The sequence below is a fragment of the Agromyces sp. NPDC057679 genome (genome assembly GCF_042799635.1).
GTDB lineage: Bacteria > Actinomycetota > Actinomycetes > Actinomycetales > Microbacteriaceae > Agromyces.
In genome coordinates, this window is the sequence record NZ_JBHVIK010000003.1 from 145,029 (window position 1) to 164,708 (window position 19,680).

19 protein-coding genes are annotated in these 19,680 nt (G+C 70.7%); 12 read left to right on the forward strand and 7 right to left on the reverse strand.

Going from position 1 to position 19,680, the window contains the following annotated elements; genetic code table 11:
* Window positions 1-57: 57 nt before the first annotated feature.
* Window positions 58-744: a trimeric intracellular cation channel family protein gene (locus ACFVAJ_RS13555; RefSeq protein ID WP_376944917.1), complete on the reverse strand. Its 687-nt coding sequence runs from the start codon at window positions 742-744 to the stop codon at window positions 58-60.
* 52 nt (window positions 745-796) lie between these two features.
* On the opposite strand from ACFVAJ_RS13555, the gene recO reads away from it, so the two are divergent.
* From recO to ACFVAJ_RS13570, 3 genes are read left to right on the forward strand one after another with little or no spacing between them, the layout of a single operon-like run.
* Window positions 797-1,549, forward strand: a complete 753-nt coding sequence (gene recO, locus ACFVAJ_RS13560; RefSeq protein ID WP_376944919.1) for a DNA repair protein RecO — start codon at window positions 797-799, stop codon at window positions 1,547-1,549.
* Window positions 1,550-1,557: 8 nt separating this feature from the next.
* A complete protein-coding gene (locus ACFVAJ_RS13565) occupies window positions 1,558-2,364 on the forward strand; it encodes an isoprenyl transferase (RefSeq protein ID WP_376944921.1) in 807 nt (268 codons plus the stop codon).
* Between the two features lie 56 nt (window positions 2,365-2,420).
* Complete coding sequence (locus ACFVAJ_RS13570) at window positions 2,421-3,191, forward strand: Pr6Pr family membrane protein (RefSeq protein ID WP_376944923.1); 771 nt, start codon at window positions 2,421-2,423, stop codon at window positions 3,189-3,191.
* Here ACFVAJ_RS13570 and ACFVAJ_RS13575 read toward each other — a convergent pair.
* The 6 genes from ACFVAJ_RS13575 to ACFVAJ_RS13600 are packed head-to-tail and all read right to left on the reverse strand — an operon-like array spanning window position 3,188 to window position 7,507.
* Entirely contained in the window at window positions 3,188-4,900 is a 1,713-nt protein-coding gene (locus ACFVAJ_RS13575; protein WP_376944925.1) for an ABC1 kinase family protein, read from the reverse strand. The genes ACFVAJ_RS13570 and ACFVAJ_RS13575 overlap by 4 nt on opposite strands.
* A gap of 51 nt (window positions 4,901-4,951) precedes the next feature.
* Window positions 4,952-5,524 carry a PadR family transcriptional regulator gene (locus ACFVAJ_RS13580; RefSeq protein WP_376945832.1) on the reverse strand — a complete coding sequence of 191 codons (573 nt, stop codon included), beginning with the start codon at window positions 5,522-5,524 and terminating at the stop codon, window positions 4,952-4,954.
* 43 nt (window positions 5,525-5,567) lie between these two features.
* The gene (locus ACFVAJ_RS13585) at window positions 5,568-6,107 is read right to left on the reverse strand and encodes an AAA family ATPase (protein ID WP_376944927.1); all 540 of its coding nucleotides are present in this window, start codon (window positions 6,105-6,107) and stop codon (window positions 5,568-5,570) included.
* A gap of 30 nt (window positions 6,108-6,137) precedes the next feature.
* Window positions 6,138-6,311: a hypothetical protein gene (locus ACFVAJ_RS13590; protein WP_376944929.1), complete on the reverse strand. Its 174-nt coding sequence runs from the start codon at window positions 6,309-6,311 to the stop codon at window positions 6,138-6,140.
* Window positions 6,308-6,973: a DsbA family protein gene (locus ACFVAJ_RS13595; protein WP_376944931.1), complete on the reverse strand. Its 666-nt coding sequence runs from the start codon at window positions 6,971-6,973 to the stop codon at window positions 6,308-6,310. The genes ACFVAJ_RS13590 and ACFVAJ_RS13595 overlap by 4 nt, the downstream gene beginning before the upstream one ends.
* A gap of 57 nt (window positions 6,974-7,030) precedes the next feature.
* A complete protein-coding gene (locus tag ACFVAJ_RS13600; RefSeq protein WP_376944932.1) occupies window positions 7,031-7,507 on the reverse strand; it encodes an aminoacyl-tRNA deacylase in 477 nt (158 codons plus the stop codon).
* A gap of 93 nt (window positions 7,508-7,600) precedes the next feature.
* Between ACFVAJ_RS13600 and dusB the strand changes: the two genes are divergently transcribed.
* The 9 genes from dusB to ACFVAJ_RS13645 all read left to right on the forward strand — a co-directional run bounded on the left by dusB (window position 7,601) and on the right by ACFVAJ_RS13645 (window position 19,569).
* Entirely contained in the window at window positions 7,601-8,773 is a 1,173-nt protein-coding gene (dusB, locus tag ACFVAJ_RS13605) for a tRNA dihydrouridine synthase DusB (RefSeq protein WP_376944934.1), read from the forward strand.
* A 4-nt stretch (window positions 8,774-8,777) separates the two neighbouring features.
* On the forward strand, window positions 8,778-10,034 hold the full coding sequence (locus ACFVAJ_RS13610; protein WP_376944936.1) for a deoxyguanosinetriphosphate triphosphohydrolase: 1,257 nt from the start codon (window positions 8,778-8,780) through the stop codon (window positions 10,032-10,034).
* A 64-nt stretch (window positions 10,035-10,098) separates the two neighbouring features.
* Complete coding sequence (dnaG, locus tag ACFVAJ_RS13615) at window positions 10,099-11,979, forward strand: DNA primase (protein ID WP_376944938.1); 1,881 nt, start codon at window positions 10,099-10,101, stop codon at window positions 11,977-11,979.
* A gap of 188 nt (window positions 11,980-12,167) precedes the next feature.
* Window positions 12,168-13,796 carry an ABC transporter substrate-binding protein gene (locus tag ACFVAJ_RS13620; protein ID WP_376944940.1) on the forward strand — a complete coding sequence of 543 codons (1,629 nt, stop codon included), beginning with the start codon at window positions 12,168-12,170 and terminating at the stop codon, window positions 13,794-13,796.
* A 99-nt stretch (window positions 13,797-13,895) separates the two neighbouring features.
* Window positions 13,896-14,984: an ABC transporter permease gene (locus ACFVAJ_RS13625; RefSeq protein WP_376944942.1), complete on the forward strand. Its 1,089-nt coding sequence runs from the start codon at window positions 13,896-13,898 to the stop codon at window positions 14,982-14,984.
* Window position 14,985: 1 nt separating this feature from the next.
* Window positions 14,986-16,071, forward strand: a complete 1,086-nt coding sequence (locus ACFVAJ_RS13630) for an ABC transporter permease (RefSeq protein ID WP_376944944.1) — start codon at window positions 14,986-14,988, stop codon at window positions 16,069-16,071.
* A complete protein-coding gene (locus tag ACFVAJ_RS13635; RefSeq protein ID WP_376944946.1) occupies window positions 16,068-17,756 on the forward strand; it encodes an ABC transporter ATP-binding protein in 1,689 nt (562 codons plus the stop codon). The genes ACFVAJ_RS13630 and ACFVAJ_RS13635 overlap by 4 nt, the downstream gene beginning before the upstream one ends.
* Window positions 17,756-18,610, forward strand: coding sequence for an ABC transporter ATP-binding protein (locus tag ACFVAJ_RS13640; protein WP_376944948.1), 855 nt, complete (start codon window positions 17,756-17,758; stop codon window positions 18,608-18,610). Before ACFVAJ_RS13635 ends, ACFVAJ_RS13640 begins: the two co-directional genes overlap by 1 nt.
* Window positions 18,607-19,569, forward strand: coding sequence for a D-isomer specific 2-hydroxyacid dehydrogenase family protein (locus ACFVAJ_RS13645; RefSeq protein WP_376944950.1), 963 nt, complete (start codon window positions 18,607-18,609; stop codon window positions 19,567-19,569). Before ACFVAJ_RS13640 ends, ACFVAJ_RS13645 begins: the two co-directional genes overlap by 4 nt.
* Window positions 19,570-19,680: the final 111 nt, after the last annotated feature.

Sequence of the window (19,680 nt, forward strand, 5' to 3'; positions counted from 1 at the left end):
GCCCTGACCAGACGGCGGCAGCACTCGCGACCGCAGGCGCCTGAACGCGTCGCGAGGTCAGCGGCGGATGACCGGCAGCACGCCGGTCTCCGTCGCGACCTTGCGACGGTAGAGCATGCGCTGCTCGGGCAGCGAGAGGTCGAAGATCACCGCGAGCCAGCGGATGAGGCTCGTCACGACGATGCAGACCATGCCCGCGATGAGCAGCGGCACGCCGAAGGCGTCGAGACCGACGAGCACGAGGCATCCGGCTGCGGCGGCGACCGCGTAGAGCGAGCCGACGTGCATGATCGCGACCGGCAGGCTCATCAGCATGTCGCGCAGGATGCCGCCGCCGACGGCGGCCGCGACGCCGACGAACACCGCAGGAAGCACGGGCAGGCCGAGGTCGAGGGCCTTCGTCGTGCCGAAGGCGCCGAACATGCCGATGACGAGCGCGTCGAGTCCGACGATCACCCCGTTGAGGCGCTGCAGTGGAGCCGCGAGCAGCATGCCGACGAGGGATGCCGCGACCGCGGTCACGAGGTACCAGTTGCTCTGGAGCGCGCCGATCGGCTGGTTCAGGAGCAGGTCGCGGATCGCACCGCCGCCGAAGCCCATCACGATGCCGACGATCGCGACGCCGAGGAGATCGAGGCGGCGTTCGCCGCGGAATCCGGAGGCGAACAGTGCGCCCTGCACGCCGCCGAGGCCGACGGCGGTCAGGTCGAGCCAGAGGGGGATCGTGAACTCTGCGGTTTCCACGATCACAGTGAATCACGGATGCCACGCGCCGCAGTGATGGGAGAATCGACGTGTGCCCGTGTATCGAGATGAAGCCGTCGTGCTGCGCACCCACAAGCTGGGCGAGGCCGACCGCATCCTCACGCTGCTCACGCGCGAGCACGGCAAGGTGCGCGCCGTCGCGAAGGGGGTGCGACGCACGGGGTCGAAGTTCGGCGCCCGCCTCGAGCCGTTCATGGTCGCCGACCTGCAGCTCTACGAGGGCCGCAGCCTCGACGTCGTGAACCAGGCCGAGTCGCTCGGCTCGTACGGCGCGCAGATCACGCAGGATTATGCGGCGTACACCGCGGCGAACGCCATGGTCGAGGCCGCCGACAAGCTCACCGAGTCCGAGGGGTCGCTGCAGCAGTACCTGCTGCTCGTCGGCGCCCTCCGCTCGCTCGCCCGCGGCGAGCACGGGGCGAGCCTCACCCTCGACTCGTATCTGCTGCGCGCCCTCGCCCTCGCGGGGTGGGCGCCGAGCTTCGGCGACTGCGCCCGCTGCGGTCGTCCCGGCGAGCACACGGCGGTGGTCGTGCAACTCGGCGGCGTCGTCTGCGACGACGAGTGCGCGCCGCCCGGCACCCCGCGCATCGAGCGCACGACGGTGGCGCTGCTCGGCGCGCTGCTCTCGGGCGATTGGGACTACGCCGAGGCCGCACCCGAATGCGACCGCAACCAGGCGAGCGGCATCGTCGCCGCCTACACCCAGTGGCATCTCGAACGGGGCCTCCGTTCGCTGCCGCACGTCAGCCGCGAGGCATCCGCCCCGCACCCCGCCCTCTGAGGAACCCTGTGACCCCGAAGCCCTTCACCCATCGCGACGCGGTGCCCTACAAGCCGCTCGACTGGACGGGAATCCACCCGCCCGCGTTCCCGAAGGGGGCGGTGCCCGAGCACGTCGCGATCGTGATGGACGGCAACGGGCGCTGGGCCAACCAGCGCGGACTCACCCGCATCGAAGGGCACAAGGCGGGGGAGGCGGCGCTCCTCGACGTCGTCGCCGGCGCGATCCAGGCCGGAGTGAAGCACCTCTCGGTGTACGCCTTCTCGACCGAGAACTGGAAGCGGTCGCCCGAGGAGGTGCGCTTCCTCATGGGCTACAACCGCGATGTGCTGCACCGCCGGCGCGATCAGCTGAACGAGTGGGGCGTGCGCATCCGCTGGGCCGGCCGTCGCCCCCGTCTCTGGGCCTCGGTCATCAACGAGCTGCAGTTCGCCGAGAAGCTCACCGCGGGCAACGACGTGCTGACCCTCACGATGTGCGTCAACTACGGCGGACGCAACGAGATCACCGACGCCGTGCGGTCCATCGCCGACGATGTCGCGGCCGGCCGGCTGCGGCCCTCGGCGGTGAGCGAGAAGCTCATCGCGAAGCGGCTCTACGTGCCCGAACTGCCCGACGTCGACCTGTTCGTGCGCTCCTCGGGCGAGCAGCGCACCTCGAACTTCCTCCTCTGGCAGTCGGCGTACGCCGAGATGGTCTTCCTCGACACGCTCTGGCCCGACTTCTCGCGCACCCAGCTGTGGGAGGCGATCGAGATCTACGCCCGTCGCAATCGCCGGTTCGGCGGGGCGATCGACGCGCCGACGGCCGGCTGAGGCGAAGCTCCGCGAGGGACTCCCGCCGCCGCGGGGGACGACCTTAGGCTGGTCGGGTGACCGTCGACACCGCGCCCCAGCGACTCTCCGCTCCGCCCCGCACCGGCTTCTCGATCGTGTGGGCGGTGCTCCGCATCGTGATGGCGGCGGCGATCATCGCCGCGACGGTCGTGACGTACCAGGGCTCATCGGGCTCGTGGCGGGAGGAGGGCTACGCCGACCTCGCCACCCTCAACGTCAACTTCTTCAGCTACTTCACCATCGAGTCGAACCTGCTCGCGGCGGTCGTGCTGCTCATCGGCGCTGCGCTCGCGTTCGCGCGGCGCCTGCCCGACCCGATGTGGTTCGCGATCCTGCGCGCGTGCGCCGTCACGTACATGGCCATCACGGGCCTCGTCTACAACCTGCTGCTGCGCGGTCTCCCGGTGACAGGGGCCGGTGAGGATTCGCACCCGTGGACCAACGAGGTGTTGCACGTGATCGCGCCGCTGTTCCTCGTCGTCGACTGGCTGGTCGCCCCGGGGCGCCCGCGGCTCGACTGGCGGCGAGTCTGGGTCATCCTCGCGTTCCCGATCGCATGGGTCGCCTACACCCTCGTGCGCGGGCCGTTCGTGTTCGACCAGGTCCGGTCGGTCGAGACGTGGTACCCGTATCCCTTCCTCAATCCGGCGCGCCAGGAGAACGGCTACCTCGGCGTCGCGTTCTGGGTGGTCGTGATCGCGCTCGCCTTCGCCGTCGTCGCGGTGCTCGTCGTCTGGGTGTCGCGCCGATGGCCGCGCAACGCCGACACCGATCCCGCAGGGGCGACAGCGCGCTCGAGCCGCTAGCGGCGTCCGCGGCGCATCCGCCCGACGACGCCGGCGAACAGCGCGTGCAGCAGCGGCAGGGCTGAGGCGATCATCAGCGTGGTGCCGAGTGCCGGGTTCGGGGCGAGCAGCAGCGCGCCGCCGATGAGGAGTGCGGCGAACAGGACGCCCGAGAGGATCCGGCGCGCGACGCCCTCGAGCCGATCGAGGCGTCGTTCGAGGCGCGAGGTGTCGAACGACATCCGGCCCTGATCCGCCTTGGTGATGAGGGCGTCGACGCGCTTCGGCATGCCCCAGAGGAGCCCTGCGCTCGTCATCGCCTGCCCGAGGAGATCTTGGGCGAGGTCGCCGCGCTCCTCATTCAGGAGTTGCGTGGCGTACGGCTCGACCGCGTCCCACACGTTGAACTCGGGGTCGAGCGAGCTGCACATGCCCGAGGTGAGCGCCATCGCCCGGATGAGGAGCAGCAGGTGTTCGGGGAGTTGCAGGGGAAGTGAGCGCATGACATCGCCGAACTCGACGCCGAAGTCGCGGAACTCGCGCGGGTCCACCTCCTTCAGCTGGGCGAAGCCCATGCCGCCGAAGCGCTCGAACAGCTGTGTGAGCGCCCGCTCGAGCTCGCCGGTGTCGGCCGAGGGCATGAGCACGCCGATCTCGTGCGCGGCCTCGATCATCCCGTGGCCGTCGCGCGACGCGACGGCGATGACGAGCGAGCGGAGCCCGGCCCGCAGCTCGGAGGGGACCTCGGCCATCATGCCGAAGTCGACGAAGGTGAGGCGCCACGGGATGTCTCGTGCCGGCGTGCCGCTCGCAGGGTCGCCCACGAGCGGCGTGACGAAGATGTTTCCGGGGTGCGGGTCGGCGTGCACGAACGCGTGGGTGAACACCTGGTCGAACATGACCTCGGCGAAGACTCGTGCGACGTCGGTGGGGGAGATGCCGGCGGCCTCGAGCGCGTCGGTGTCGTTGATCTTGATCGCGGTGACGTCTTCGAGCGTCAGCACCCGTCGGGTCGTCCGCTCCCACACGACCGCGGGGGCGTACACGCGCCGCTCGTCGGCGAACGACTCCGCGAAGCGCTCGGCGTTCTGGGCCTCGTGCACGTAGTCGATCTCCTCGTGGCTCGTCTGCGCGAACTCCTCGACGAGGGCGGGCGCGTCGACGTGGTCGGCGACGATGCGCACGCGTCGCAGCCATCCCGCCACCCGGCGGAGCGCCGCGAGGTCGACGGCGACGATCTGCTCGATGCCGGGGCGCTGCACCTTCACGACGACCTCGGCGAGCCCGGTGGCGGCGGCGTCGCCTGCGGAGAGCCGGGCGCGGTGCGCCTGCCCGAGAGAGGCCGCCGCGACCGGGGCCTCGTCGAATCGGTCGTACACCCGATCGAGCGGAGCCCCGAGCTCGGCCTCGGCGAGCGCGCGGATCTCGGGGAACGGCACGGCCGGGACCTCGTCCTGCAGGCCAGCGAGCTCTGTGGTGATCTCGGGCGGCAGCACGTCGAGGCGCGCGGAGAGGAACTGCCCGACCTTGATCATGAGGCCGCCGAGGTCGACCGCGAGGCTGCGGAACTTCGATGCGAGCGATCGCATCCGTCGCTCACGCGAACGATCGGCGATGCCGCCCAGACCGAGTTTCGGCAGCACGAGTTCGTACCACCAGAGCTGCACGAGCTGGCGCGCCGCGAATCCGAGGATGCGGCGTGAGCGCGCGCGGTGGGCACCGTCGGTCATGCCGCCATCCTCTCGCGTCGCGACGGATGCGGCACGCGCAGCGGCACCCGATCAGCCCTCGGCGAGGATCGAGTACAGCCGGCGCCGCGCCTCGTCGAGCACGGTGACGGCCTGCTGGATCTGCTCGGGCGAGCCGCTGCGACCGAGTTGCGCTGCGGCGGCGGCGAGTTCGACGCCGGCCTTCGAGAGGGCGCGGTGCGCGCCGCCCTGCGCCGAGGGCGATGCCCACGGTGCGGGCTTGTCGGCGGCGGCGGCGGCCTCGTCGCGGCCGGCCTCGGTCAGCGAGTACGTCTTGCGACCCTGCAGTTCGTCGGCGACGATCAGCCCCTCGTCGGCGAGGAGCTGCAGCGTCGGGTAGACCGAGCCTGCGCTCGGCTTCCACGAGCCGCCGCTGCGCTCGTCGATCTCCTGGATGATCTGGTAGCCGTGCATCGGCTGCTCGGCGAGGAGCGCGAGCACCGCCGCGCGCACGTCGCCGCGCGCCATGCGTCGCATGCCGGGCCGCTGGTCGAACGAGGAGCGCAACTGTTCCATCGCCTCCCAGATCGCGGCGCCCGGGTTGCCGGGTCCCGTTCCGCCGAAGCCTGCGCCGCCGAATCCGCCGTTCGGGCGATTGCCGTTCATGATGACCTCCCGCGAGATGCGAACGATACTCAACGATATATCGCTATCTCGCGAAAGGGAAGGTCTCCCGCAGCCAGGATTCGGCCTCGCGCGGGTGCCTGAGCCGCACGACCGCGAGACCGGGGTTCCTGGCGCCGGCCTCGTCGACGAGAGCCGCCCGCGTGCCGTGCGTTCGCCACGCCCAGCGCACGATGTGCTCGGGGTCGGTGAGGATCGTGCGGAACGGCGCCTCCCGGTTGCCGTTCCAGAGCTCCTCGCGTCGGAGCCGGCGGCGTAGCGTGCGCACGATCACCTGCCGCATCACCCGTCGCCGCGGATAGTCGAGGAAGACGAGCAGCTGCGCGCGCTCCGCGAGCAGCGGCTGCACCGCGCCGTACTGCCACTCGATCACCCATCCGGGCTGCGAGGTGAACGCGTCGACATCGTCGACGAAGCTCGGTCGCGGCGTCCACTCCGGGCCGTGGAACAGCGCGTCGATCTCCTGGAAGGGCAGGCCGGATGCCTGGGCGATCCGCCGCGCGAGCGTCGTCTTGCCAGCGCCGCTCGCGCCGGCGACGAGGATGCGGCGCGGGAGATCGGGCATCCGACCACTCTAGGCTCGGACGCCGCCCGGTTACTCGCCCGAGAGCCCGGGGACGAAGCAGACGTCGCCCTCGCAGACCATGGCACCGGCGGCGCCGGGCAGCATGGTGAAGGGTGACGCGGATGCCTCGCCGGGGGCGCCGTTCGCGGGGGCGGCGACGAGCGGGGCGGCGCCCGTGGCATCCGCCCCGATCTCGGGGTTCACGCGGCCTCGCCGTCGCGCTCGCCCGCGACCTGGGTGAGCACCTGGCCGAAGACCTCGGCGGGCTGCGCGCCGGACACGCCGTACTTGCCCTCGAACACGAAGAACGGCACGCCGTTGATGCCGTACGCCCCGGCCTGCGCGATGTCGGCCTGCACATCGGCGGCGTAGCGATCCGACTCGAGCGCCTCGCGGGCGGCGCCGGCGTCGAGACCCGCGTCGACGGCGAGCTCGACGAGCTCGTCGATGCGGCCGACGTGGCGGCCCTCGGTGAAGTAGGCCTTGAAGAGACGCTCCGAGAGTTCGAGCTGACGGCCCTGCGCCTTCGCGAAGTGGAGGAGCTCGTGCGCCTTCAGCGTCTTCGTGTGCTGGAGGGCGTCGAAGTCGTAGTCGAGCCCGGCGTTCGCGGCGACGCCGGTGACGTGCTGCAGCATCTGCTGCACGCGCTCGGCAGGCAGGCCCTTGTGCTTCGCGAGGAAGTCGATCTCGCTGCCCTCGAAGTCGACGGGCGTGTCGGGGGCGAGCTCGAAGGAGTGGTACTCGATCTCGACGTCGGGCGCGTCGTCGCCGAGCGACGCGAGGCCCTCCTCGAAGTGGCGCTTGCCGATGTAGCACCACGGGCAGGCGATGTCGGACCAGATGTCGATTTTGATGGGGGAAGTCACGATGGATGCGAACGCGTCGGGTGCGCGCGGCATTCCCGAAACGGCCGAGCGCCTCCGCTACTCGGGATCGCTGAGGTCGGCGACCGTCGCGTCGAGGGCCGAGATGAGCGCGTCGGCGTCGACGAAGAGGCTGCGGCCGTGCTCGCCGGCGCCCATCGAGACGCGGCGACCGGCGATCGACTCGTCGACGAACACCGGCCACGGCGTCGTCGAGCCGAGCGGGGTGATCGTGCCGCGCTCGTAGCCGGTCGCGGCGAGCGCGAGCGAGGCGTCGGGCAGCTGCAGCTTGTTGACCCCGACGAGGGCGCGCAGCTTCGACCAGCTGATCTTGCGGCCGCCGGGCACGAGGGCGAAGAGGTAGGTGTCGTCGCTGCGCTTGACCACGAGCGACTTCACGATGTCGCCGGGGGAGATTCCCATGAGCTCGGCCGCCTCCTCGAGGCTGCGCGCGGCGGGCCGCTCGATGATCTCGACGTCGAGGCCGCGCGCCGCGGCATCCGCCTGCACCCGCTCGGCACCCGTGAGTTCCGCCATCTCGTCCTCCCCAATGGTCGACCTGCAGTGAATCCTAGGCTCGCACGGCGGCATCGGGCGAGTGGGCCCCGATCTCTGGGAGAATCGACGGTGATGTCCTCAACCACCACGCTTCCCGCAGGCCCGCTCGCGATCGGCGGCATCGAGCTCGACGTTCCCGTCGTGCTCGCGCCCATGGCCGGCATCACGAACACGGCGTTCCGCCGGCTCTGCCGCGAGTTCGGCGCGGGCCTCTACGTCTCCGAGATGATCACTTCGCGCGCGCTCGTCGAACGCACGCCCGAGTCGATGCGCCTGATCACGCACCACGAGTCCGAGACGCCGCGGTCGATCCAGCTCTACGGCGTCGACCCGAAGACCGTCGCCGAGGCGGTCACGATGCTCGTCGCCGAAGACCGGGCCGACCACATCGACCTGAACTTCGGATGCCCCGTGCCGAAGGTCACCCGCAAGGGCGGCGGTTCTGCGCTCCCGTGGAAGACGGGCCTCTTCCGCGACATCGTCGAGGGGGCGGTGCGGGCCGCGGGCGACATCCCGCTGACGGTGAAGATGCGCAAGGGCATCGACGCCGACCACCTCACCTACCTCGAGGCCGGGCGCATCGCCGAGGGTGCCGGCGTCTCGGCGGTCGCCCTGCACGCCCGCACCGCCGCCGAGTTCTACTCGGGCCAGGCCGACTGGTCGGCGATCACGAAGCTGAAGGAGACGGTCACGAGCGTGCCGGTGCTCGGCAACGGCGACATCTGGTCGGCCGCCGACGCGCTGCGCATGGTCGACGAGACGGGCTGCGACGGCGTCGTCGTCGGCCGCGGATGCCTCGGCCGCCCCTGGCTCTTCGGCGATCTCGCGGCGGGATTCCGCGGCGAGCTCGCGGGTGACGACGGCGCGCTGTTCCAGCCGTCGCTCGGGCAGGTCGCGCAGACCTTCCGGCGCCATGCCGAGCTGCTCACCGAGTTCTTCGACAGCGAGGAGCGCGGCTGCCGCGACATCCGCAAGCACGTCGCCTGGTACTTCAAGGGGTATCCGGTCGGCGGCGACCTGCGCGCCCGTCTCGCTACCGTCGAGTCGCTCGCGATGCTCGACGACCTCCTCGGTACGCTCGACTGGTCGATGCCGTACCCGGGTGAGGGGGCCGAGGGCCCGCGCGGCCGCGCCGGCACACCGAAGAACCCGACGCTGCCCGAGGGCTGGCTCGACTCGCAAGAGCTGGTCGGCCACGACCGGGTGACGCTCGTCGACGCCGAGCTCGACACGAGCGGCGGGTAGCCGGGTGGCAGATCGACTCTTCGGCGGCTACGAGGCCGTCGACACCGAACGGATGCTGCCCGAAGAGCACTCCTCGCGGCGCAGCGACTTCGCGCGCGACCGGGCGCGCCTGCTGCACTCGAGCGCGCTCCGACGCCTCGCGGCGAAGACGCAGGTGCTGAGCCCGACCTCGGGCCTCGACTTCGCGCGCAACCGGCTCACCCACTCGCTCGAGGTCGCCCAGATCGGGCGCGAACTCGCCGAGAACCTCGCGCTCGACCCCGACGTCGTCGACACCGCGTGCCTCGCCCACGACCTCGGCCACCCGCCGTTCGGCCACAACGGCGAGAAGGCGCTCAACGACTGGGCTGCCGACATCGGCGGGTTCGAGGGCAACGCGCAGACCCTGCGCCTGCTCACCCGGCTCGAGCCGAAGGTGTTCGGCGACGACGGCCGCAGCTACGGCCTGAACCTGACGCGCGCGAGCCTCGACGCGAGCTGCAAGTACCCGTGGCCCGAGGCGACGGGGGTCGCCGACCCGTCGGGGCGGCAGAAGTTCGGCTTCTACCACGACGACGTCGCGGTGTTCGAGTGGCTGCGCGCGGGCGCACCCGAGCGTCGGCTCTGCATCGAGGCGCAGGTGATGGACCTCTCCGACGACATCGCCTACTCGGTGCACGACTTCGAGGACGCGATCGTCGGCGGCTACATCGACGTCGCGGCGCTCGGCGCCCGCGTCGACCACGACGAGCTCGTCGCCTCGATGCACGAGTGGGTGGGCGGTGCGATCCCGCACGACGAGCTCATCGCGGCGTTCGACCGGCTCGACTCGCTCGACGGGTGGCTCGACGAGTGGACGGGCAGCCGACGCGACCAGGCGCGGCTGAAGAACCTGACGAGCCAGCTCATCGGGCGTTTCGCGCACTCGGCGACCGAGGCGACGCGTTCGGCGTTCCCGCTCGCGAGCCTCATCCGCTTCGACGCCGACGTCGTCGTGCCTCGCGAGATCCAGGCCGAGATCGCGGTGCTGAAGGGCATCGTCGCGGCCTTCGTGATGTCGCGCAACACGCGCCAGCCGATCTACCTCCAGCAGCGGCAGGTGCTGGGCTCGCTCGCCGACGTGCTGTACGCGAGCGGCGACGAGCACCTCGACGCGGGCTTCGCGGAAGACTGGGCGGCCGCGCCAGACGACGCCGCGCGCAAGCGGGTCGTCGTCGACCAGGTCGCGAGCCTCACCGACCAGTCGGCGCTCAGCTGGTACGAACGGCTCGTGCAGCGCTGACCGGCGCGGCCGCGGCCGCCGCAGACCCGCCCAGTGAACCGTCGACCGAGATTAGGATGTGAGCATGGCGGGCCGAATTCGACAGAGCGATGTCGACGAGGTGAAGGCCCGCACGAACATCGCCGACATCATCGGCGACCACGTCAGCCTGAAGTCGGCCGGAGTCGGTTCGCTGAAGGGCCTGTGCCCCTTCCACGACGAGCGCAGCCCGAGCTTCAACGTCCGGCCCGGCGTCGGCTACTACCACTGCTTCGGCTGCGGCGAGTCGGGTGACGTCTACACCTTCATGCAGCGCATGGACCACGTCTCGTTCACCGAGGCGGTCGAGCGGCTCGCCGGCCGCATCGGCTTCGAGCTGCACTACGAAGACGGCGGGCAGGCGCCCGACCACGGCAACCGCGCGCGGCTGCTCGCGGCGAACCAGGCCGCCGCCGAGTTCTTCGTCGAGAAGCTCGGCGCGCCCGAGGCCGAGATCGGCCGCCGGTTCCTCGGCGAGCGCGGCTTCGACGCCGAGGCGGCCCGCCGGTTCGGCGTCGGCTTCGCGCCGAAGAGCTGGGACGCGCTGACGAATCACCTGAAGGCGAAGGGCTACTCCGCCGAAGAGCTGAGCGCCGCCGGGCTCGTCTCGCAGGGCGACCGCGGGGTCTACGACCGGTTCCGCGGCCGCCTCGTCTGGCCCATCAGGGATGTCACGGGCCAGACCGTCGGCTTCGGCGCCCGGCGCCTGCTCGACGACGACAAGGGCCCCAAGTACCTGAACACCCCCGAGACGGCGGTCTACCACAAGTCGCAGGTGCTCTACGGGCTCGACCTCGCCAAGCGCGACATCTCGAAGACGCATCGCGTGGTCGTGGTCGAGGGGTACACCGATGTCATGGCCTGCCACCTCGCCGGCGTGACGACGGCGATCGCGACCTGCGGCACGGCGTTCGGCGTCGACCACATCAAGGTGCTGCGGCGCGTGCTCGGCGACTCCTCAGGGGTTGGCGAGGTCGTGTTCACCTTCGACGGCGACGCCGCCGGCCAGCAGGCCGCGATGCGAGCCTTCGCCGAAGAGCAGCGCTTCGCGGCCCAGACCTTCGTCGCGGTGGCGCCCGACGGCCTCGACCCCTGCGACCTCCGGCTGGCTCGCGGCGACGGCGCGGTGCGCACCCTCGTCGAGACGAAGGTGCCGATGTTCGAGTTCGTGATCCGGCACACGCTGAACCGCTACGACCTCGAGACCGTCGAAGGCCGGGTCGGCGCGCTCCGCGCCGCGGCGCCCATCGTCGCCGAGATCCGCGATGCCTCGCTGCGGCCCGGCTACACGCGCGAGCTCGCCCGCATGCTCGGCATGGAGCTCGCCGAGGTGACCCGCGCGGTGCGCGGCGCCGGCGGGGGAAGCCGCGGTCGCGCACCGGGGACGGCGCCGCAGCCGCGGGGCGAGGCATCCGCACCGCCCGCCTCGAACGCGGGGGAGGCGACCGAGCGTCCGTTCTCGATCGCGACCCTGCCGAACGACCCGTCGACGAGGCTCGAGCGCGATGCCCTGCAGGCCATGCTGCAGTTCCCCGACCGCGTCGGCGACGAACTCCTCCGGCACGCGGTCGACTCGCGATTCGGCGACGCGACGCTCGCCGTCGTGCGCGACGGCGTCGCTGCGGTGCTCGGGTCGACCGATCCGAGGCTGCGCGTCGATCGGGTCGTCGCCGAGGTGCCCGCGCCGTTCGCCGGGGTCGTGCAGCAGCTCGCGGTGCTGCCCGTGCCGCAGCGCAACGACACCGAGCTCGAGGCGTGGGCGCGCGGGGTGGTGAGCTCGCTCATCGACCGCGAGCTGCTGCGCCAGAAGTCCGAGCTGCTCGGTCGGTTGCAGCGGCTGTCGACCGGCGACCAGGCGACCTTCTCGGCGTTGCAGCGCGCCCTCGTCGAGCTCGAGCAGGAGCGCCGGGCGCTTCGCGCCGACTGACGGAATCCGTCGCCGTGCGACGCCGTGCGACGATCCGTTGCGCGCAAGGTTGCAGATCGGTAAACATTCCGACGTTCGACGGCACCTCCCTGCATCACTTCGGATCGTTGTGCTACCTCTGAGTGATACGAGAACGCGCCGTGGAAGCCGCGGTGCGCTTCAGTCCTGACAGGAAGAGGTAGACGGATATGACATCCGCAACCAAGAACGGCCGCCGCGCGCTCATCGCGGCAGCCGGACTCTCGGCGGCCGCGCTCGTGCTCGCCGGCTGCTCGGCCGGCGGTGGCGACGGCGACAACGCTTCGGGCGGTTCGATCACGGTCGGCACGACCGACAAGGTCACGACGCTCGACCCGGCCGGTTCGTACGACAACGGTTCGCTCGCGGTGCAGACGCAGGTCTTCCCGTACCTGCTGAACACCGACTACGAGAGCACCGACGTCGTGCCCGACCTCGCCGAGTCCGCCGAGTTCACCGCGCCGACCGAGTACACGGTCACGCTGCCCGCCGGGCTCAAGTGGGCGAACGGCAACGACCTCACCTCGTCCGACGTGAAGTTCTCGTTCGACCGTCAGCTGAAGATCGCCGACCCGAACGGCGCGTCGAGCCTGCTCTACAACCTCGAGAGCGTCGACGCCCCCGACGACACCACCGTCGTGTTCCACCTCAAGGCCGAGAACGACCAGGTCTTCCCGCTCATCCTCACGAGCTTCCCGGGCGCCATCGTCGACGACGAGGTGTTCTCGCCCGACGCCCTCACTTCCGACGACGACATCGTCGAGGCGAAGGCCTTCGGCGGCCCGTACCAGATCGCGAGCTACGACTTCAACAACCTGATCTCGTTCAAGAAGAACCCCGAGTACAAGGGCCTGCTCGCCGAGGCGTCGACCGACACGGTCAACCTGAAGTACTACGCCGAGTCGTCGAACATGAAGCTCGACGTCCAGGAGGGCAACATCGACGTCGCGTACCGCAGCCTGTCTGCGACCGACATCGACGACCTGAAGGGCAACGACAAGGTCAAGGTCGTCGACGGCCCCGGCGGCGAGATCCGCTACATCGTCTTCAACTTCGACACGCAGCCCTACGGCGCGAAGACCCCCGAGGCCGACCCGGCCAAGGCTCTCGCCGTCCGTCAGGCCGTCGCCGGCCTCATCGACCGCGAGGAGCTCGGCGAGCAGGTCTACAAGGGCACCTACACGCCGCTGTACTCCTACATCCCCGCGGGCCTGGCCGGCGCGGTCGAGCCCCTGAAGGAGCTCTACGGCGACGGCGCCGGTGCGCCCGACGCCGAGAAGGCCAAGGCGGCGCTCGAGGCTGCCGGCGTCACCACGCCGGTCGAGCTGAACCTCCAGTACTCGAACGACCACTACGGCCCCTCGTCGGCCGACGAGTACGCGCTCATCAAGGACCAGCTCGAGGCCGACGGCCTGTTCACGGTGAACCTGCAGACCACCGAGTGGGTGCAGTACTCCGAGGACCGCGTCGCCGACGTCTACCCGGCCTACCAGCTCGGTTGGTTCCCCGACTACTCGGACGCCGACAACTACCTGACGCCGTTCTTCCTCAAGGAGAACTTCCTCAGCAACCACTACGACAACCCCGAGGTCAACGACCTCATCCTCGAGCAGGCCGTGACGACCGACGTCGCCGCGCGCACCGCCATCATCGAGGAGATCCAGGAGAAGGTGGCGGCCGACCTGTCGACCGTGCCGTACCTCCAGGGCGCCCAGGTGGCCGTCACCGGCACCGACATCGACGGCGCGGTCCTCGACGGTTCGTTCAAGTTCCGATTCGCCTCGCTCACCAAGGGCTGAGCGAACTGAGCGACTAGAGTCGCTTTGATACCGGAACGGGTGGCCCGCTCTTCGTGAGCGGGCCACCCGCATTCGAGCCACACCCCTGATTGGCGAACATTGACCTCAACGACGACGGCCGCCACCGGCGCTGATCCCGTCCGGAAGCGATCCAAGAGATCCTCGGGCGGCAGCCTCGGCCGCTACATCATCATCCGCGCACTCCTCATCATCCCCACGGTGTTCATCCTGGTGAGCGTGGTGTTCCTCATCATGCGCACGACCGGTGACCCGATCACCGCAGCGCTGGGCGGCCAGTTGCCGCCCGACCAGCTCGCGGAGCGCATCCACGCCGCGGGCTTCGACCGACCGCTCATCGTCCAGTACCTCGAGTACATGGGCGGCGTCTTCACCGGCGACTTCGGCATGACCATCAGCGACAACCGGCCGGTCACCGAGGTGCTGTTCACCTACGGCAGCGCCACCTTCGAGCTCGCCTTCTATTCGCTCCTCGTCGCGTTCGCCGTCGGCATCCCCTTCGGGCTCATCGCGGCCTACTTCCGCGACAAGGGTCAGGACGCGCTCCTCCGCGTCTTCGCGATCCTCTGCTATGCGACGCCGGTGTTCTTCGCCGGCCTCCTGCTGAAGCTCGTCTTCGCGGTCTGGCTGAAGTGGCTGCCGGTCGCGGGCCGCGCCTCGACCGGGGCGACGATCGAGATGGAGTTCCTGCCGAACAAGACGGGCTTCTACACGATCGACGCGATCATGACCGGCGACCCCGCAGTGCTCGGCGACGTGCTCGCCCACGCGGTGCTCCCGGCGATCGCGCTCGGCCTGCTCACCGCCGGCGTCTTCCTCCGCCTCGTGCGCACGAACGTCATCGGCACGCTCGGCACCGACTACGTCGACGCGGCCCGCTCGCGCGGCGTCGCCGAGTCGCGGCTGCTGCGCAAGCACGCCTACCGCCCGGCGCTCATCCCGATCATCACGGTCATCGGCCTGCAGATCGCGGTCCTCCTCGGCGGCGCCGTGCTCACCGAGACGACCTTCGAGTGGAAGGGCCTCGGCTTCCAGCTGGTCGAGTACATCCAGGCGCGCGACTTCGTCGCCGTGCAGGGCATCGTCGCCCTGCTCGCCGTCATCGTGGCCCTCACGAACTTCATCGTCGACATCATCGCGGCGCTCATCGACCCGAGGGTGAGGTACTGACATGTCGACCACCGCATCGAACGCCGTCGCGGCGCCCGCGCAGAAGCGCCGGCTCCGCGACCGCATCCCCGTCGTGCACCAGCTCCGCCAGAGTGTGGGCCTCCAGCGCGGCATGCTCGTCGCGGGCCTGATCATCACCGCGATCTTCATCCTGACCGCGGTCTTCGCGCCGCTCCTCGCGCCGTACGGATTCGCACAGCTGCGCAACGCCGACGGCCCGTTCGGCAGCCAGCAGCCGCCGTCGGCGGAGCATCCGTTCGGCACCACGGTCGGCGGGTACGACGTGCTCTCCCGCACGATCTGGGGCGCGCAGACCGCGATCCTCGTGATCATCATCGCGGTGATCCTGTCGATCTTCGCCGGCGTGCTGCTCGGCCTCCTGTCGGGGTACTTCGGCGGTTGGCTCGACCGGGTGCTCGTCGTCGTGTGCGACGCGATCTACGCGTTCCCCTCGCTGCTGCTCGCGATGGTCATGGCGATCGCGATCTCGGGCGGCCAGTCGAACCTGTGGGGCGGCGTGCTCGCGGCGGCGCTCTCGATCACCGTCGTCTTCATCCCGCAGTACTTCCGGGTGATCCGTGCAGAGACGGTGCGCATCAAGGCCGAGGCCTTCGTCGAGTCGGCCAAGGTGCTCGGCGCGTCGAACAGCCGCATCATGTTCCGCCACGTGCTGCGCAATGCGACCCGCACGCTGCCGCTCATCTTCACGCTGAACTCGTCGGAGGCGATCCTCACGCTCGCCGGCCTCGGCTTCCTCGGATTCGGCATCGAGCCGACCGCCGCGGCCGAGTGGGGCTACGACCTCAACAAGGCGCTCTCCGACGTCACGAGCGGGATCTGGTGGACCTCGCTCTACCCCGGTCTCGCGATCGTGCTCGTGGTGCTCGGAATCACGCTCGTCGGCGAGAGCCTCAACGACCTCGCCGACCCGCGCCTGCGCGGTCGCCGCCGGGTCGCCCAGTCGTCGGGCGTCGTCGCGGAGACCTCGGTCGTGCCCGGCGGCACGCTGACGGCCGGCCCCGGGGGCCTCGCCGGACTGGAAGACGAAGCGACATTCGACGAACACGGGATCGAGGTCAAGCCATGAGCACGGTGGTGAGCATCGAAGGGCTCGGCGTCTCGTTCTCGACCGACGCCGGTGCGGTGAAGGCGGTCGACGGCGTCTCGCTGTCGGTCGAACGCGGCGAGGTGCTCGCGATCGTCGGCGAGTCGGGCAGCGGCAAGACCGTGACCGCGAAGACGATCCTCGGCCTCCTCCCCGAGACGGCGACGGCGAGCGGGGCGGTGATCCTGTCGAACAAGGCGGGAACGGCCCAGCACGACGTGGTCTCGATCCCGAAGCGCACGCTCCGGGCCATCCGCGGCACTGACGTCGCCATGGTCTTCCAGGAGCCGTCGACCGCGCTCAACCCGGTCTACACCGTCGGGTGGCAGATCATCGAGGGCCTGCGCGCGCACTCCGATCTCTCGAAGAAGGAGGCCCGCGCGAAGGCGATCGACGTGCTGCGTCGCGTCGGCATCCCCGAGCCCGAGGTGCGCATCGACCACTACCCGCACGAGTTCTCGGGCGGTCAGAAGCAGCGCATCGTGATCGCGATGGCGCTCGTGCTCGACCCGGGGCTCATCGTCGCCGACGAGCCGACGACGGCGCTCGACGTCACGGTCCAGGCCGAGATCCTCGACCTGCTGCGCCGCTGCCGCGACGAGTTCGGCATGGGCATCGTGCTCATCACCCACAACATGGGTGTCGTCGCCGATCTCGCCGACCGGGTCGCGGTGATGTACCAGGGCAAGGTCGTCGAAGTGGCGGATGCGAAGACCCTGTTCTCGGCACCGAAGGCCGAGTACACGAAGGCCCTGCTCGCCGCAGTGCCCTACGTCGGCACCGGCTCGGCGAAGACCGCCGAGCGTGCGGCGGCCCGCCCCGCGGGCTGGGCCGAGCAGGCACCGGTCGTCGCCGCGCAGGGGCTCGAGATCGTCTACCCGGGGCGCTTCGGCAGGCCCGGCTTCCGCGCGGTCGACGGCGTCGACCTCGTGATCCGGCCCGGCGAGGTCCTGGGGCTCGTCGGCGAGTCGGGTTCGGGCAAGACCACGATCGGTCGGTCGATCGCCGGCCTCACCAAGGTCACGGGCGGCTCGCTCAGGGTGCTCGGGCACGAGATGAACGGCTTCTCGGAGCGTGAGTTCCGCCCGTTGCGCAGCCGCATCGGGTTCGTCTTCCAGGACCCGGCGTCGAGCTTCAACCCGCTGCTGACGATCGCCGAGTGCGTCGCCGAGCCGCTCATCATCCACGGCCGTGCCGGTGACGCCGTCGCGGCGCGCCCCCGCGTCGACGAGCTGCTCGAGGCGGTGCAGCTGCCGAAGGCGTACGGCGACCGCTACCCGCACGAGCTCTCGGGCGGCCAGCGCCAGCGCGCGAGCCTCGCGCGCTCGCTCGCGCTCGAGCCCGAGCTGCTCATCGCCGACGAGCCGACGAGCGCGCTCGACGTCTCGGTGCAGGCGCGCGTGCTCGAGCTCTTCGCCGAGCTGCAGCGCGAGTTCGGCTTCGCGTCGCTGTTCATCAGCCACGACCTCGCCGTCGTCGACCTGCTGGCCGACCGCATCGCGGTGCTGTACCACGGGCGCCTCGTCGAGGAGGGCACGGGCGCCGAGGTGCTCGGCGCGCCGCGCGACCCGTACACGCAGCGCCTGCTCGCTTCGCTGCCGGTGCCCGACCCGGTCGCGCAGGCCGAACGCCGAGAGGAACTCCGCCGACTCCGGGAGGCGAACTGATGCGCGGCGCGGCACACGGGTACCCGATCGTCCTGAGCGACCTGTCGCTCGAGTATCCGCCGCGCGGTGCCAGCCCGGCGCACGTGGCCCTGCACGGCCTGACGCTGCAGGTCGCGCCGGGCGAGGTGCTCGGCGTGCTCGGCAGTGCGGGCAGCGGCAAGTCGACGCTCGCGAAGGTGCTCTCGGGCGTGGCCTTCGAGACGCGCTCGAACGAGGCGCGCCCGGTGATCACCGGCGGTCAGGCGACCGTGCTCGGCCAGCCGCTGCGCGGTCTGCCGAAGCGCAAGGTCGCCGAGTACCGGTTCCACGTCGGCTACCTGCCTCAAGATGCCGCGTCGACGCTGCCGCCCGATCACAGCGTCGCCGAGATCATCGGCGAGCCCATCCTCGAGCGCGACCGCCGGTACAACGCCAAGGCGCTCGCGACCCGGGTCGCCACCATGCTCGACGGGGTGCGACTGCCGCTCGGCATGCTCGAGAAGTACCCGTACGAGCTGAGCGGCGGGCAGCGCCAGCGTGTCGCGCTCGCGCGTGCCCTCGTGCTCGGCCCCTCGGTGCTCATCGCCGATGAGCCGACGGCGGGCATCGACCTCACGGTGCGCGATGCGGTGGCGCAGTTGATCGCCGAGCTCGGCGAGCGGCACGCGTTCTCGGCGGTGATGATCACCCACGACCTGCCGGTGCTGCGCAGCGTCGCCGACCGCATCGCGGTGCTCGATCGCGGCGAGCTCGCTGCGATCGGCACCATCGAGGAGGTCTTCCACGACCCGCATCACCCGTACGTCCAGGCCCTCGCGGGGGCGCTCGACGGCGGGCACGCGGTCATCGACGACCTGGCCGAGCCACTGGCATGACGGATGCCTCGGCCGCGCGCGGCACGGTCGACGCCCGCGGCACGATCGCGGTCGTGCCCGAGGCCGAGCCCGAGCTCGTGGCCGCGGTGGAGCGGGCCGGGGGAGCGGTCGCCCCGCTCGACGCCCGAACGCGCGGCATCGTGTGGAGCGGCTCGTCGGGCGGTGCCGCCCTCGTCGAGGCGCTGGAGCGAGCACCCGGGGTCGAGTGGGTGCAGCTGCCGTGGGCGGGCATCGACCCGTTCGCCGAGGTCCTGCCGCGGTTCCGCGGCGACGGGCGCGTGTGGACGAGCGGCAAGGGCGTGTACGCCGGTCCGGTCGCCGAGCACGCCCTGACGTTGACGCTCGCGCTGCTCCGCCGGATTCCGCGACGGGTGCGCGCCGGCGAGTGGCGGCGCGACCACTCGAGCCGCAGCCTGCACGGCGCCGAGGTCGTCATCGTCGGTGCCGGCGGCATCGCGGTCGAGCTGCTGCGCCTGCTCGCGCCGTTCGGGGTGCGCGCCTCGGTGGTGCGCCGGAGTGCCGGCGAGCTCCCGGGCGCCGCCCGCACGGTGACGCTCGATCGTCTCGCCGAGGTCGTGAAGGGCGCCGACGTGCTCATCGTCGCGGCCGCGCTGACGGACGAGACGCGTGGGGCCGTTGGAGCCGAGGTGCTCGGCGCCCTTGCGCCCGGTGCGGTCGTCGTCAACGTGGGTCGTGGCCCGATCATCGACACGGCGGCCCTGGTCGCCGCGCTCGAGTCGGGGTGGCTCGGCGGTGCGGGGCTCGACGTCACCGATCCCGAACCGCTTCCGGCGGGGCATCCGCTGTGGAGCTCGCCCGATTGCGTCATCACACCGCACGTCGCCGACGCGATGGCGACGACGCCCGCGCTGCTCGCGGCACGGGTCGAGCACAACGTCCGAGCCTTCCTCGGCGAGGCCGAGTTCGTCGGTCGGATCGATCTCGACGCGGGCTACTGACGCCTGTTCAGACGGCGCACAGATGCGAGGCCGCCTCGAATTGGGAGTCGGGGCATCCCTTTGCTACAGTATCTCTGCACGCAAGAGGCGCCGTGAGGTCCGAATGCGCGT

Bases quoted from the DNA above. Each gene is read 5' to 3' on its own strand.
- ACFVAJ_RS13575 (WP_376944925.1), bottom strand. From the start codon at position 4,900: ATGACCGACGGTGCCCACCGCGCGCGCTCACGCCGCATCCTCGGATTC.
- ACFVAJ_RS13580 (WP_376945832.1), bottom strand. From the start codon at position 5,524: ATGAACGGCAATCGCCCGAACGGCGGATTCGGCGGCGCAGGCTTCGGC.
- ACFVAJ_RS13585 (WP_376944927.1), bottom strand. From the start codon at position 6,107: ATGCCCGATCTCCCGCGCCGCATCCTCGTCGCCGGCGCGAGCGGCGCT.
- ACFVAJ_RS13600 (WP_376944932.1), bottom strand. From the start codon at position 7,507: ATGGCGGAACTCACGGGTGCCGAGCGGGTGCAGGCGGATGCCGCGGCG.
- dusB (WP_376944934.1), top strand. From the start codon at position 7,601: ATGTCCTCAACCACCACGCTTCCCGCAGGCCCGCTCGCGATCGGCGGC.
- dnaG (WP_376944938.1), top strand. From the start codon at position 10,099: ATGGCGGGCCGAATTCGACAGAGCGATGTCGACGAGGTGAAGGCCCGC.
- ACFVAJ_RS13620 (WP_376944940.1), top strand. From the start codon at position 12,168: ATGACATCCGCAACCAAGAACGGCCGCCGCGCGCTCATCGCGGCAGCC.
- ACFVAJ_RS13630 (WP_376944944.1), top strand. From the start codon at position 14,986: ATGTCGACCACCGCATCGAACGCCGTCGCGGCGCCCGCGCAGAAGCGC.
- ACFVAJ_RS13635 (WP_376944946.1), top strand. From the start codon at position 16,068: ATGAGCACGGTGGTGAGCATCGAAGGGCTCGGCGTCTCGTTCTCGACC.
- ACFVAJ_RS13640 (WP_376944948.1), top strand. From the start codon at position 17,756: ATGCGCGGCGCGGCACACGGGTACCCGATCGTCCTGAGCGACCTGTCG.
- ACFVAJ_RS13645 (WP_376944950.1), top strand. From the start codon at position 18,607: ATGACGGATGCCTCGGCCGCGCGCGGCACGGTCGACGCCCGCGGCACG.